We start from the raw sequence: 13368 nt of genomic DNA, 5'->3' as shown, positions 1-13368 counted from the left end.
ATCATGGCCGGACACCTCCCCTTCGGAAGGACCTCCATGCCCGCCTCCCGCAAGCGCGTGACCCTGCGCGACGTCGCCACCAGGGCCGGGGTCTCGGTCGCCCAGGCCAGCTTCGCGCTCAACGGCCAGGGCCGGGTGGCTCCGGCGACCGTGGAACGGGTACGCAGGGCCGCCAGCGACCTCGACTACCAGGTGGACGGCCGTGCGCGGGCGCTGCGCACGGGTCAGCGGTCGGCCTACGGCGTGGTCATCCGCAACATGCGCAACCCCTTCTTCCTCGACGTGCTGCGCGGTATGGAGGTGCGGGCGCACCGGGAGGGCGCGTTCCTGCTCATCCTCAGTTCCGACTACGACGTGGACCGCGAGGCCGCGGCGCTGCGCAGGCTCGCCGCCGAGGGGGTGGGCGGGGTGGCCATCAGCCCGATCGGCCGCCACGGTCCGCTGGCCGCCTGGCTCCCCCGTCACCCCGACGTGCCCGTGGTGGCCTTCAACCGCACGCCCGAACCCGCGCCGCCCGAGGGCGACCGGCTGTCCACGGTGGGACCGGACGACGGGGCAGCCGTCGACCTGGCGCTGGAGCACCTGCGTGCCCGGGGCCACCGTGCTCCCACGCTGGTCATGGCACCCGAGGGCCTGGCCGCCGACTGGGGGCGCGAGGAGGCGTTCGTCCGCCGCTGCGCGGAGTGGGGGCTGGCCGGGACAGTGGTGCGCTGTCCGCTGGACCACGACAGCATCGCCCGCATGGTCGTGGAGCGGGTGGGCGCGTCCGCCGGTGGCGGGACGGCAGGACACGAGGCGTTCGTGGTCAACTCCGACTACCTCGGCTCAGCCGTGTACGCCGCCGCCCGCTCCCTGGGGAGCCGGGTGGGCCGGGACCTCAGCGTGGTCGGGCACGACGACCTGGCCACCTCGGAGCTGCTCGACCCCGGCCTGACCACCGTGGGGGTGGATCGCGAGCTGCTGGGCGACCACGCCATGCGCCTGCTGGTCTCCCCTGACGAGGCCCCCGAGGGGCGCCGTGTGCGGCTTCCCGTGCACCTGGTGGAGCGGAACTCGGTGGCCCTCCTCCACGACTGACGCACCAGCCCCCGGACCGGAGAGACGCCGTGAACCGGGCCAGCGCGGCGCCCCCGGACGGGGACCACACCGTGAAAGCGTTCACGGCCACACACCAGCGTGGTGGGTCGCACCCCGGCGTCTCGGGCCCAACCTGGACAAACGCACGTAGACTCGGCCGGTCTACCGGGGCCTCCGGTGGGCGCTTCCGATTGAGGGGCAACCTCTTCTCCATGTCTTCCACCCCGAGCACACCTGTGCCCGAAACCGGCCGACGTCCCGATCCCTGGGTGCTCGGAGTCTCCGGCGGCCTGCTGATCGCGTTCGTCCTGGCCGCGCTCATAGCCCCCGCCGGGGTCAACTCCGCCGTCGACACGGCGTTCGCGTGGTCGGCGCGCTGGTTCGGCGCCTACTGGCAGGTCCTGCTCCTGGCCACCGTCGGCGTCGCCACGGTGCTGGCCTTCTCCCGCTACGGGCGGGTACGTATGGGCGGGACCGACGCCCCCGCGTTCACCTGGTTCCGCTGGGTCGCCATGGTCCTGACCACCCTGCTCGCCGCCGGCGGTGTCTTCTGGGCCGCCGCCGAGCCCCTCGCCCACTACGTGGACCCGCCGCCGCAGTACGCCGACACGGCGGGCGGCATGGAGGGCGCCTCGGTCGCCCTCGCGCAGACCTTCGTCCACTGGGGCTTCCCCGCCTGGGCGATCGGCGGTTCGCTGGCCACGCTGGTGATGATGCGCGGCGTGGAGAAGGGCCTGCCCCTGCGGCCCCGCACGCTGCTGTGGCCGGTCATGGGTGACCGGATCCGCACGCACTGGATCGGCACCGTCGCGGACATCAGCTGCGTGGTCGCGGTGGTCGCCGGAACGGTCGGCCCGATCGGCTTCCTCGGCCTCCAGATGTCCTACATCGGCGGCGAGATGTTCGGGGTCGGATCCGGGTTCGGCACCCAGGTGGCGATCATCGTGGGTCTGACAGTCGTGGCGACCGTGTCGGTGCTCAGCGGTCTCGACCGGGGCATCCAGCTGCTCAGCCGGATCAACGTCTGGGCCGCGCTGGCGCTGGTCGTGTGCGTCGTTGGTCTGTCCTCCCTGCCCTTCGTGGTCGACCTGTTCCTCCAGGCCAGCGCCGTGCACGTTCGTGAGTTCGTGCCGATGGCGCTCTTCCGGGGCGACACCGAGTGGCTCGGCTACTGGACGGTCTTCTTCTTCGGCTGGTTCATCGGCTACGGCCCGATCATGGCCATCTTCATCGCGCGCATCTCGAAGGGCCGCACGGTCCGACAGATCTACGTGGGCGCCACCGTACTGCCCGCCGTGATCACCTCCCTGTGGTTCACGGCGCTGGGCGGCAGCGGTCTGTGGCTCGAACAGCGCGACCCGGGGGCCATCTCCGGCCCGTACGAGGAGCACGGCCTGCCCGCCGCAGCGCTCGCCATCGTGCAGGCCCTGCCGATGAGCGCCGTGCTGGCGCTGGTCATGGTGGTCGTGACGCTCATCTTCTTCGCGGCCACCCTCGACGCCATGTCGTACTCGATCTCGTCCTCCAGCATGCGCGCGGGCGAGCCCATCCCGTGGGTGCGGGCGTTCTGGTGCGTGGGCATGGGCGCCGCCGCCATCGCGCTGCTGACCGTGGGCGACAACGGGGTCCAGGCACTCCAGTCGTTCATCGTGGTGACCGCCGTGCCGGTGGGTCTGATCCTGCTGCCCACGCTGTGGAGCGCGCCGCGCCTGGTCAGGGAGATGGCGGTGGAGCAAGGGATCGTCTCCTCTCCCGCCTCCCGCCCGGAGTCGGAGGACAAGGAGCCCGGGTCCTCCGCCGGGACCGAGGGCACCGAGGCTGAGCGGGTGACCGTCGGCTAGGGCCCGTCAGCGACGGGGCACACGGGGCGTCGATGACCGGTGGTGAGACCGGCTTCGACGCCCTCGTGCGTTCCCGCGGTCCTGGTCGCGGGCCCCGCCAGCGGAACCGCGCGCCCCGGCGGACACCCGCCCCAGCCTGGCCCGGACGGCGACCGTCGCGCACAGCACCACGGCGGCCCCGCCGAGGACCGTGGGCCAGGTCAGCTGCTCACCGAGCAGCAGCGCGGCCCATCCGAGGGTCATCACGGGCTGGGTGAGCTGGATCTGGCTCACCCGGGTCATGGGACCGATCGCCAGCCCCCGGTACCAGGCGAAGAACCCCAGGTACATACTGACCACCGCCAGGTAGGCGAACGAGGCCCACTCGGCCGGGGTCCCGCTCGGCGGCTGCCGGGCCACGGCGACGCCGCAGAGGGCGATCATGAGCGGCGCGGCGACCACCAGCGCCCAGGAGACGGTCTGCCAGGCGCCCAGCTCGCGGGCGAGGAGACCGCCCTCCGCGTAGCCGATCGCGGCGGCGACCACCGCGCCGAGCAGGAGCAGGTCGGACCAGACCAGGCCGTGCCCGCCCCCGGCCCCCTGGACGGCCGCGAATCCCACGGCCGCGACCGCGCCCACCGCCGCCATGGTCCAGAACAACACCGGGGGCCGTTCGTGGCCGCGCAGCACCGCCGTCACCGCGGTCGCGGCGGGCAGCAGGGCGATCACGACCGCGCTGTGGCTGGCCGAGGCGGTGGTGAGGGCGAACGAGGTGAGTAGCGGAAACCCGACCACCACACCGCCGGCGACGAAGGCCAGGCGGACCCACTGGTTACCCCGGGGCAGGTGCTGCCGGGTGAGCGTGAGCGCGACGGCCGCCAACAGGGCCGCGACCACAGCGCGAGCTGAGCCGACGAACAGGGGCGACAGAGTCCCGCCCGCCACGGCCACACGGGTGAGGGGCACCGTCAGGGAGAAGGCCCCGACCCCGAGAAGCCCCCACCAGAGCCCGGTTCGCGTGGATAGCACCCGGGGCTGATCGAGAGTAGCGCTACTATTGATCCTCATGTCCAACGATAGCAGTGCACGCATCGTCGAAGGGCTGCGCACGTGGATCGCCGGCGCGCCGCCCGGGGCCCGCCTGCCCTCCACCCGCGCACTTGTGGCCCAGTACGCCGCGAGTCCGGTCACGGTGCAGCGGGCCCTGCGCACACTCGCCGCCCAGGGGGTCGTGGAGAGCCGCCCGGGCGTGGGCACCTTCGTGCGCGCGGTCCGGGTCGCCCGACCCCACGACTACGGCTGGCAGACCGCCGCTCTCGGCGCCCCACGGCACCACTCCCCCGGCCTGAACACGGCGCTGCGCACCCCGCCCAACGACGCGGTCGCGCTCCACTCGGGATACCCGGACCGGGACCTGCTTCCGGAGCGCCTGGTGCGCGCGGCCTTCGCGCGCGCCGCCCGGGGTGAGGCGACCGTGAGCCGACCCCCGACCACCGGACTGCCGGACCTCCAGACCTGGTTCGCCCACAGCCTCGGCTCCCACACTCCCGTGGGGGTCACACCGCCCGCCGCCGGAGACGTGATCGTGCTTCCGGGAAGCCAGAGCGGGCTGGGTTCGGTCTTCCGTTCGCTGGTCGGTGCCGGACGCCCGCTCCTGATCGAGTCGCCCACCTACTGGGGCGCCACCCGCGCCGCCGCGCGTGCGGGCGTGGAGGCGGTCCCGATCCCGAGCGGGGCCGACGGCCCGGACCCGGACGAGCTGGACCGCGCCTTCGAACGGACCGGAGCCCGGGTGCTGTACGCGCAGCCCAACTTCGCCAACCCCACCGGGGCCCGATGGTCCACGGACCTCGGCGACCGCGTGTTGGAGACCGTGCGGCGCCACGGCGCGTTCCTGGTGGAGGACGACTGGGCGCACGACCTCGGGATCGACGCGGAGCCGACCCCACTGGCCGCGCGGGACGACGGCGGGCACGTGGTGTACCTGCGTTCGCTCACCAAGAGCGTGTCCCCGTCGGTGCGCGTGGCCGGGATGGTCGTCCGGGGCCCCGCCCGGGAACGCGTCCTCGCCGACGTCCAGGCCGAGGCCATGTACGTCAGCGGGGTGTTGCAGGAGGTGGCGCTGGACGTCGTCACCCAGCCCGCCTGGCGCACCCACCTGCGGGGGTTGCGGCAACAGCTGGCCGCCCGCCGTGACCTGCTGGTCGAGGCCCTGCGGGAGCACGCCCCCACCGCCTACCTGGACGCGGTCCCGCAGGGCGGGCTCAACCTGTGGTTGCGGCTGCCGGACGCCACCGACCTCTCCGGTGTCGTCCGTGAGTGCGAGGAGGCGGGGGTCCTCGTGGCTCCGGGAGGCGAGTGGTTTCCCGCCGAACCCACCGGCCCCCACCTTCGACTCAACTACGCCGGTCCCCGACCCGGTGCCTTCCCCGAGGGGGCGCGGGTGCTGGGCCGGGCCCTGGCGCACGGCTGAGGGCTCCCTTCGGTCCCCGCCTCCCGGATCCCTTCGGTGGGTCCGGAGAACGCCCTACACCCTCCTCCCGGTCAGGGCCAGGAGACGGGTCTGGGGGTCGGCGTCGTCGTCCACGGGGACCGGCCCCGCGAACAGGGAGCTCCCGGACAGGACCCCGGCGTTCTCGCTGGCCCAGGCCAGGAGCTCCGCCACCAGGGCGGGGTCGAGCCGTTCGTCGGCGCCGACCGCCCTGGCCAGGTCCCAGGCGTGGATCCCCAGGTCGAAGGTCATCTGCCACAGGTACACGCGGCCCGGGACGTCACCGAAGGACAGGTGGACCGTCCGCTCCAGTGAGGAGGGGGCCAGCCAGGCGGTGCGGGCCTCCCTGGAGGCGACGGACCAGGTGGTGGCGGGTTCCTCGCCGAGCATGTCGCCGTCGAACCGGTCCCCCACCTCCTCGATGGTCGCGCCGTCGAGCAGGGACGGGACCCACATCTGTTCGGTGGTGAGGTGGTTGACCAGGTCGTGCACGTCCCAGTCCGTACAGGGGGTGGGCCGTGCCCAGTCGGTCAGGGCCACCTCCGCGACGCGGCGGTCGAACTCCGCCATCGCGGTGCCGTGCAGGTCGGCCAGGTCGGCCATGGTGTCTCCCCGTGATCGGATGCCGTTCCGGAGCTGCCTACCCGGTGCCCCCGGCCCGCCAAACCGGTGGGACCCGGCGTGCGAGACTGAGGGCGGCGCATGGAGCAGATCTGAGAGGTTGGACCCCCGTGGAACGCGGTCATGACATCGTCCTGTTCGGCGCGACCGGCTACACCGGGGCGCTGACCGCCGAGTACCTGGCCACCAACGCCCCGCGCGGGCTGCGGTGGGCGCTGGCGGGCCGGGACCGGAACCGTCTGGAGGCGGTGCGGGCGGAGCTGGCCGAGATCGACCCGGACCGGCCGCTGCCGGAGCTGCTGCTGGCCGACGTCGAGGACACCGCCTCGATCCGCGCCCTCGCCGCCTCGGCGCGGGTGGTCGTCTCCACGGTGGGCCCCTACGGCGAACGCGGCGAGCCCCTGGTGGCCGCCTGCGCGGCCGAGGGCACCGACTACGTGGACCTGTGCGGCGAGCCCGCCTTCGTGGACCTCATGTACGTCCGTCACCACGCCACCGCCGTGCGCACCGGGGCGCGGATCGTGCACGCCTGCGGATTCGACTCGATCCCCCACGACCTCGGCGCGCTGTTCACCGTCGAGCAGCTGCCCGAGGGGGTGCCGTTGCACGTGGAGGGGTTCGTCCGGGCTCGGGGGAACGTCTCGGGGGGCACCCTGCACTCGGCCGTGGACGCCTTCGCGGACCCGGCGGGCATGCTGGCTGCGGCCCGGGAGCGGCACCGGGTCGAGGACGGCCCCCGGGACCGTAGGGTCCGGATCGACCACCGCGGCCGTCCCCGCACCCGGCTGGCGCGGGGGTGGACCGTCCCGCTGCCGACCTTGGACCCCCGGGTGGTGGTCAGGTCGGCGGCGGCCCTCGAACGGTACGGGCCGGACTTCACCTACGGCCACTACGCGGCCTTCCGGCGGTTCGGCAGCGCCCTGGGCGCGGTCGGCGGGGCGGCCGGGGTGATGGCCGCCGCCCAGGTGAGGCCGTTGCGGGACCGGCTGAAGTCGCTGCGCCCACCCGGTGCGGGACCCACCGAGGAGGAGCTCGCCAACGGGTGGTTCACCGTGCACTTCTCGGGTTCGGGCGGCGGCCGCCGGGTGCACACGCTGGTGTCGGGCGGCGAGCCCGGGTACGGGGCCACCTCGGGGATGCTCGCGGAGTCGGCGCTGTGCCTGTGGGAGGACGACCTGCCGCCGACTTCCGGCCAGGTGACCACCGCCGTGGCCATGGGCGGGGCCCTCATCCGGCGGCTGCACCGGGCCGGGGTCGACTTCGAGGTCCTGCGCACGGTCGAGGGCTGAGGGAGGCGGGCGCCCCCGCCCGGTCGGGGTTCCCTTCCTAGACTGTCCGGGTGACAGACACGCCCGAGACCCCCCGTGGCACCACGCCCGTTCCCGACGCCCCCACACCCCCTCCGGACCGACGGGGCCCGGGACCGGTGGCCTTCGTCCTCGGCGGCGGCGGGGTGCGCGGCGCCGTCGAGGTGGGCATGATCCGCGCCCTGCTGGAGGACGGGATCACCCCGGACCTCGTGGTGGGGACGTCCATCGGGGCGATCAACGGCGCGGTGCTGGCCGCCGACCCCTCCTGGACGGCGGTGGAGCGGCTGACCCGGACCTGGACCTCCGAGGAGGCCAACACGGTGTTCGGGGAAGCGGTGGGCCGTCAGCTGCACCGGATCGTGACGACCCGCACCCACCTGATCTCGCCCGAGCCGCTGCGCCGTCTCCTGGTCAGGACGCTGGGGCCGGATCCCGTGTTCGCGGATCTGGCGGTACCGCTGCGGGTGGTGGCGGCCAGCATCGAGCGCGCCGCCGAGCACTGGTTCTCGGAGGGGCCGCTGATCGAGGCGGTCCTGGCCTCCTCGGCCGTCCCGGGGCTGCTGCCGCCCGTCCGGATCGACGGCGAGCACTTCATGGACGGCGGGATCGTCAACTCCATCCCGATCGAGGCGGCCGTGCGGGCGGGCGCGCGCACGGTGTACGTGTTGCAGGTGGGCCGGGTGGAGGAGCCGCTCTCAGTGCCGACCAATCCGGTGGAGACAGCGCGGGTGGCCTTCGAGATCGCGCGCCGCCACCGCTTCGCACGGGATCTGGCGACACTGCCGGAGGACGTCCGCCTGCACGTGCTGCCCAGCGGGGGATCCCTGGACGGCGACGACAGGCCCCTGGCGTTCCGGCGGCTGGACACCGTGCGGGAGCGGATCGACCGCGCCTACGAGGCCTCCCGGGGCTACCTGGCCCGGTCCGGGGCGACCTGACCCCGACCGGTGTCGGGAGACGGGCGGGCGCGATGCCCCCGGGAGTCGGCCCTAGACCGTCACGTGCAGGGCGTACACTCCCTCGGTCGTGGCCAGTACCACCACCCGATCCGGGGCGGCGACCAGGTCCTCCAGCTCGCCCGGCCAGGTCCCGGGGATCTCCACGACCGGCTGTCCCGGGCGGTCCAGATACCGGACGCGCAGCCGGTCCAGGTACCAGGAGCCCAGGCCGCCGGGCCGGGCGTCCTCCTCCTGGTAGACCGCGATCGCCTCGCCCTCCCACTCGACCAGGGACACCAGCGTGCGGGGACCGCCCAGCTCCGCGACCAGTTCCAGGTCGGGCAGGGAGTGGATCCGCCCCGCGACCGCCAGCAGGGAGCGCCCGCCCACCCGGGCCGCCACGGTCTCGGAGTCGGCGTGGCTCTCCACCTCGCCCAGGTACTCGCCGTCCTCCAGCCGGTACACGCGCTCGCGGGGGTGTTCGTAGTCAGCGAGGATGACCGGGTCGAACCCCGGGTCCTGTCCCGGGGCGACCAGGAAGTCACCGGCGAAGGACATCCGCTCCCCCCGTGCCTCGTGGCCCGGGCGGGAGTCCGTGAGGTCGGGAACGGTGGCTCCCGTGAACGGGTCCACCGCCCACCACCGGGTCCCGCCGTCGCCGTCCTCACCGAAGAGCAGGACCACCGCCTCCTTGTCCAGGACGCGCAGGGCCACGTCGTCGGGCCACAGCTCGCCGGGCTCCGCGAGGTCGGTCTCCAGCAGGGGAGTTCCGGTGCTCGGGTCGCGGACCGTCACCGAGCGCCGGGAGGCCTGCACCAGGACCGTGCCGGGCCACTCCTGTCCCTCGGGTGACCGCGCCAGGTTGACCGGTCCCTGCGCCTCGAAGGCGGTGCCCAGGGGACGCAGGGAGCGGGTGTCGAAGGCCCGGGCCTCGTACCGCGACTTCCGGGGATCGGGGTTCGGGTCGACGTCGCCGTGAACGAGGACCGTCCGCTCCGCCAGGAACAGGCGGGGAAACCTCAACCCCCTGCGCCACAGCCGTTCCGCGCGCACGCGTGAACCTCCCCCAGTTCCGTCCTACGTATCCGCTCGCCACAAAAACCGTAGCGGGTGCCAGATCGGACCGCCCACTGATCGGGCAGCCCGTAGGTGGATCAGCACCGATGGTTCCACACCCGCCCCGGTGAATATCCGGACAGGGCGGTCATGCCCCACTCCGGCCCCGGAAAGGGCTCGGGCTACGGACAGCCGAAAACCGTCGACCACGTCCGGCGAACCGGGTCTCCGGTGACCGAATCCCGGGTGCGCACGCTTCCGACGGCGTGAACGGCGACGGGCCGCCTCCCGTCAGGGGAGGACGGCCCGTGCGCTCGGGAACGTCGCGCTCAGCGCGGCAGGCGCTCGGCCAGCCAGGCCTCGACGTCGGCCGAGGACCGCGGGAGACCGGCCGACATCACGGTGCGGCCCTCCTCGGTCACCAGGACGTCGTCCTCGATGCGCACGCCGATGCCGCGCAGCTCCTCGGGGACGGTGAGGTCGTCGGGCTGGAAGTACAGGCCCGGCTCCACGGTGAGGACCATGCCCGGCCTCAGGTCGCCGTACAGGTGGTTCTCCTGGCGGGAGACGGCGCAGTCGTGCACGTCCATGCCGAGCATGTGGCCGGTGCCGTGCAGGGTGTACCGGCGCTGGAGGCCCAGCTCCAGGACGCGGTCGACCGGGCCCTCGAGCAGGCCCCACTCGACCAGGCCCTCGGCCAGCGCGCGCTGGGAGGCCTCGTGGAAGGCGGTGAAGGGCCGACCCGGCGCCACGGCGGCGATTCCGGCTTCCTGGGCCTCGTAGACGAGGTCGTAGACCTTGCGCTGGAGGTCGGTGAAGGTGCCCGAGACCGGCATGGTGCGGGTGACGTCGGCGGTGTAGAGGGTGGTGGTCTCCACACCGGCGTCCAGCAGGAGGAGGTCGCCCTCGCGGACGGGGCCGTCGTTGCGGGTCCAGTGCAGGGTGGTGGCGTTGGCACCGGAGGCGGCGATGGTGCCGTAACCGACGTCGTTGCCCTCCACACGGGCACGCAGGAAGAAGGTGCCCTCGACGTAGCGCTCGGAGGTGTCCTTCGCCTGCGGGAGCGCCTTGGCGACGTCACCGAAGCCGCGCACGGTGGCGTCCACCGCGAGCTGGAGCTGGGCGACCTCCCACTCGTCCTTGACCAGGCGGTGGTCGGCCAGGACGACACCGAGGTCCTCGTCCTGCCGCGCGGACTTCGCGCGGGCCTCGTCGTCGGCGTCGGCCCGCAGCTCGTCCACCAGGGCGTCGATCTCGGCGTCGTGGCCGCGGACCACGCGGGTGGTGACGGAAGCGTCGGCGCGCAGTTCGGCGGGCAGCCGGCGCACGTCGGCGGTGGGCACGCCCAGGAGGTCGGAGGCCTCACCGAGGCTGTTGCGGCGGCCGGTCCACAGCTCGCCGTAGCCGCCGAGCCAGAACTCGCCGTTGTCGCGGTTGGAGCGCGGCTTGAGGTGGAGGACCACGTCGTGGCCACCGTCGGCCCTCGGGGTGAACACCAGGCAGTTGCCGTCGGTGGTGTCACCGGTGAGGTAGGCGTAGTCGGTGGCGGCACGGAAGGGGTACTCGGTGTCGTTGGAGCGGGTCAGGAGCTGACCGGAGGGGATGACCAGCCGGTCGCCGGGGAAGGCGGCGCTGAGCGCGGCCCGGCGTCGGGCGGTGTGCTCGGCCTGCTCGATCGGCGCGAGGTCCCGCAGTTCGGTGTCGGCCCAGCCGGTGGTCATCCACGCCGCGAGCTCGTCGGAGACCGACTGCGCCTGGCCGTTCTTGCGTGGCCTGAACACGGGGGCGTCGACCTCGGCCTCGGGACGCTGCTGCTCGCTCACGTTGTGACTCTCCAGAGTTCGTCGAAAGGGTGCGGGGAGCGGGGACCGCTGGTGGCGGCCGCCTCCTCCTCATCGTACGGGGGCGTTCGTACCCCTGTCCGCACGCCGGACATAGCGCTGCCCATAACGTCCGGAGCGGCGCCGACAGGCCCGTGCGTACGCGTGTCATACCAGGTCGTGGGCGAAGGGGATGGCCTTCGGGTAGGGCAGGTCCTCGACGGTGGCGGGGTCCACCCAGCGGTAGCCGATCCGCTCGTACAGGGCGACGGCCTCGGGCTGCGAGGGACCGGTGAACAGGATGACCCGGGAGTAGCCGAGGTCACGCGCGGCGCCCTCCAGCGCGGTCATGATCCGCCGTCCCAGTCCGCGCCGCCGGTGCCGCGCGCTGGTCCACACCCGTTTGAACTCGACCGTCTCGGCCTGGGTCGCGCGGTCCCTCCGGTACGGGCGCAGCGCTCCCCCCGCCACGACCTCTCCGTCGAGCTCGGCCAGGACCAGGCAGCCGTGCGGGGCGACGAACTCGGTGACCGGGTAACGGCTGAGCTCTGTGGCGGCGCCCTCGGCGCCGTAGCGTTCGGTGTACTCCGCCAGGAGTCCGGCGAGCAGCCCCGCCACCCGGGGGTCGTCGTGGGCCACCCGCAGCATGCGCACGCCGTCGGTGTCGGCTCCGGTGGCCGTCTCGGTGTTGGTCTCGGTCATGGTGGTTCGGGTGTGCGCGCACCAGCCTCCGGCTGGGTGGTGGACACCCGTCTCCTTCCTGGTTCGGGCCCACTCGGGCGGCGGTTTCGAGGTGGGCGGGGGCGCGCGGGCCCCGTGACCCCCGTTTGGGCCCGACCGGCCCTTCCCGGCTAGTGTTCGACCATGTCAGTCAGCGAACGCACCCTACTGGGCCCCGGTCCGAGCAACCCCTACCCGGAGGCGACTCTGGGTCTGGCCGCCCCGCTCCTCGGACACCTGGACCCCGAGTTCATCACCCTGCTGGAACGCACCTGCGAACGCCTGCGTTCCCTCTGGGGCACCGAGAACCCGCTCACACTCCCGCTCTCCGGCACCGGCTCCCTCGGGATGGAGACCGCCTTCGCCAACACCGTCCGCTCCGGTGACGTCGTGGTCGTGGCGGTCAACGGCCTGTTCGGCGAGCGGATGTGCGAGGTCGCCGGGCGCTACGGCGCCGAGGTGGTCCGGGTGGACCACGAGTGGGGTCGGCCCGTGGACGTCCAGCGCGTCCTGGACGCCCACCCCGCGCCGAAGCTGGTGGCGGCCGTGCACGCGGAGACCTCCACCGGTGTGGTCAGCGACATCGGCGCCCTGGGCCGGGCCCTGCGTGAGCGGTCCGACGACACCCTGCTGCTGGCCGACTGCGTCACCTCGCTGGGCGGCATGCCGATGGCCCTGGACGAGTGGCGGGTGGACATCGCCTACTCCGGCACCCAGAAGTGCCTGGGCGTGGCTCCGGGGCTGGCCCCCTTCACCTTCTCGGAACGGGCCTGGGAGCGCCGGGTGCAGGCGCCTCCCGTGTGGTACGTGGACCTCGGTCTGCTCGGCGCGTACGTGCGAGGCGGCCCGGGCGGGCGCGCCTACCACCACACCGCCCCGACCGCGATGGTCGCCTCCCTGGACGCCGCGCTGGCGCGGATCGAGGAGGAGGGTGTGGACTCCGTGTCCGCCCGCCACGAGGCGGCCGGTGCGCGTCTGCGCGAGGGCCTTCAGGAGATGGGCCTGGAGCTGTTCGCCGCCGAGGGCCACCGGCTGTCGCAGCTGACGTCGGTGCGCGTGCCCGACGGCGTGGACTCGGGCAAGGTGCGTGAGCGGCTGCTGCGCGACTACGGCCTGGAGATCGGCGCGGGTGTGGGTCCCCACGCGGCGACGGTGTGGCGGATCGGTCTGATGGGACACAACGCCCGTCTGGACCGCGCCGAGCTGGTCCTGAGCGCCCTGCGGCGCGTCCTGGAACGCTGACACCGGGTACGGGCCCCGACGCGGGGAGCCGGGCGTGGTCGCCCGGCCTACTCGGCGTTGGGCCCGTACCTGTTGTCGTGGTCGCGCGGGTCGTCGGGGTCGGAGATGCTCCCCAGTGTCACCGCGATCGGCGGCAGCACCATGGCGACCAGGCACATCGCCACCGCCCACCCCGTGCCGAACAGGTAGTACACGGGGGTGGCTCCGACGAACAGCACCAGGCACGTCCCCATGACGAGCGCGTACCGGATCTTCCTGCGTTTGACCATGTCA

The 13368-nt window shown here is 73.3% G+C and carries 12 protein-coding genes; 6 read left to right on the top strand and 6 right to left on the bottom strand.

Annotation, left to right across the window (positions count from 1 at the left end):
• Positions 1–36: 36 nt before the first annotated feature.
• Both ACRWK8_RS22220 and ACRWK8_RS22215 read left to right on the top strand, forming a co-directional pair.
• On the top strand, positions 37–1077 hold the full coding sequence (locus ACRWK8_RS22220; protein ID WP_431872627.1) for a LacI family DNA-binding transcriptional regulator: 1041 nt from the start codon (positions 37–39) through the stop codon (positions 1075–1077).
• Positions 1078–1289: 212 nt separating this feature from the next.
• A complete protein-coding gene (locus ACRWK8_RS22215; protein WP_431872625.1) occupies positions 1290–2918 on the top strand; it encodes a BCCT family transporter in 1629 nt (542 codons plus the stop codon).
• A gap of 6 nt (positions 2919–2924) precedes the next feature.
• Here the strand turns inward: ACRWK8_RS22215 and ACRWK8_RS22210 are convergent, their stop codons facing one another.
• Complete coding sequence (locus ACRWK8_RS22210; RefSeq protein ID WP_378736605.1) at positions 2925–3926, bottom strand: DMT family transporter; 1002 nt, start codon at positions 3924–3926, stop codon at positions 2925–2927.
• 37 nt (positions 3927–3963) lie between these two features.
• Here ACRWK8_RS22210 and ACRWK8_RS22205 point away from each other — a divergent pair, with 37 nt between their 5' ends.
• Positions 3964–5370: an aminotransferase-like domain-containing protein gene (locus ACRWK8_RS22205; RefSeq protein WP_431872623.1), complete on the top strand. Its 1407-nt coding sequence runs from the start codon at positions 3964–3966 to the stop codon at positions 5368–5370.
• Positions 5371–5424: 54 nt separating this feature from the next.
• Here ACRWK8_RS22205 and ACRWK8_RS22200 read toward each other — a convergent pair whose 3' ends face one another.
• A complete protein-coding gene (locus tag ACRWK8_RS22200) occupies positions 5425–5991 on the bottom strand; it encodes a TIGR03086 family metal-binding protein (RefSeq protein ID WP_378736609.1) in 567 nt (188 codons plus the stop codon).
• 128 nt (positions 5992–6119) lie between these two features.
• Between ACRWK8_RS22200 and ACRWK8_RS22195 the strand changes: the two genes are divergently transcribed.
• Both ACRWK8_RS22195 and ACRWK8_RS22190 read left to right on the top strand, forming a co-directional pair.
• Positions 6120–7298 (top strand): saccharopine dehydrogenase family protein, encoded by a 1179-nt coding sequence (locus ACRWK8_RS22195; RefSeq protein WP_431872621.1) that lies wholly within the window; start codon positions 6120–6122, stop codon positions 7296–7298.
• Positions 7299–7348: 50 nt separating this feature from the next.
• Positions 7349–8257 carry a patatin-like phospholipase family protein gene (locus ACRWK8_RS22190; protein ID WP_378736613.1) on the top strand — a complete coding sequence of 303 codons (909 nt, stop codon included), beginning with the start codon at positions 7349–7351 and terminating at the stop codon, positions 8255–8257.
• Between the two features lie 51 nt (positions 8258–8308).
• On the opposite strand, the gene ACRWK8_RS22185 is transcribed toward ACRWK8_RS22190, so the two are convergent.
• The 3 genes from ACRWK8_RS22185 to ACRWK8_RS22175 form a co-directional block, all read right to left on the bottom strand.
• Positions 8309–9310: a hypothetical protein gene (locus ACRWK8_RS22185; RefSeq protein ID WP_378736614.1), complete on the bottom strand. Its 1002-nt coding sequence runs from the start codon at positions 9308–9310 to the stop codon at positions 8309–8311.
• Between the two features lie 332 nt (positions 9311–9642).
• Positions 9643–11136 carry an aminopeptidase P family protein gene (locus ACRWK8_RS22180; protein ID WP_431872618.1) on the bottom strand — a complete coding sequence of 498 codons (1494 nt, stop codon included), beginning with the start codon at positions 11134–11136 and terminating at the stop codon, positions 9643–9645.
• A gap of 165 nt (positions 11137–11301) precedes the next feature.
• Positions 11302–11835: a GNAT family N-acetyltransferase gene (locus ACRWK8_RS22175; protein ID WP_378736618.1), complete on the bottom strand. Its 534-nt coding sequence runs from the start codon at positions 11833–11835 to the stop codon at positions 11302–11304.
• A gap of 162 nt (positions 11836–11997) precedes the next feature.
• Here ACRWK8_RS22175 and ACRWK8_RS22170 point away from each other — a divergent pair, with 162 nt between their 5' ends.
• Complete coding sequence (locus ACRWK8_RS22170) at positions 11998–13095, top strand: pyridoxal-phosphate-dependent aminotransferase family protein (protein ID WP_378736620.1); 1098 nt, start codon at positions 11998–12000, stop codon at positions 13093–13095.
• 47 nt (positions 13096–13142) lie between these two features.
• On the opposite strand, the gene ACRWK8_RS22165 is transcribed toward ACRWK8_RS22170, so the two are convergent.
• Positions 13143–13364, bottom strand: coding sequence for a DUF3099 domain-containing protein (locus ACRWK8_RS22165; RefSeq protein WP_378736622.1), 222 nt, complete (start codon positions 13362–13364; stop codon positions 13143–13145).
• Positions 13365–13368: the final 4 nt, after the last annotated feature.

The organism is Nocardiopsis eucommiae, assembly GCF_965344335.1.
Lineage (GTDB): Bacteria > Actinomycetota > Actinomycetes > Streptosporangiales > Streptosporangiaceae > Nocardiopsis > Nocardiopsis eucommiae.
Note: the sequence above shows the minus strand (reverse complement) of the source record. Positions and strands in the feature narration are given on the sequence as shown.

Coding starts and splice junctions, on each gene's coding strand:
- ACRWK8_RS22220 (WP_431872627.1), top strand. CDS start 37: ATGCCCGCCTCCCGCAAGCGCGTGACCCTGCGCGACGTCGCCACCAGG.
- ACRWK8_RS22205 (WP_431872623.1), top strand. CDS start 3,964: ATGTCCAACGATAGCAGTGCACGCATCGTCGAAGGGCTGCGCACGTGG.
- ACRWK8_RS22200 (WP_378736609.1), bottom strand. CDS start 5,991: ATGGCCGACCTGGCCGACCTGCACGGCACCGCGATGGCGGAGTTCGAC.
- ACRWK8_RS22175 (WP_378736618.1), bottom strand. CDS start 11,835: ATGACCGAGACCAACACCGAGACGGCCACCGGAGCCGACACCGACGGC.
- ACRWK8_RS22215 (WP_431872625.1), top strand. CDS start 1,290: ATGTCTTCCACCCCGAGCACACCTGTGCCCGAAACCGGCCGACGTCCC.
- ACRWK8_RS22165 (WP_378736622.1), bottom strand. CDS start 13,364: ATGGTCAAACGCAGGAAGATCCGGTACGCGCTCGTCATGGGGACGTGC.
- ACRWK8_RS22170 (WP_378736620.1), top strand. CDS start 11,998: ATGTCAGTCAGCGAACGCACCCTACTGGGCCCCGGTCCGAGCAACCCC.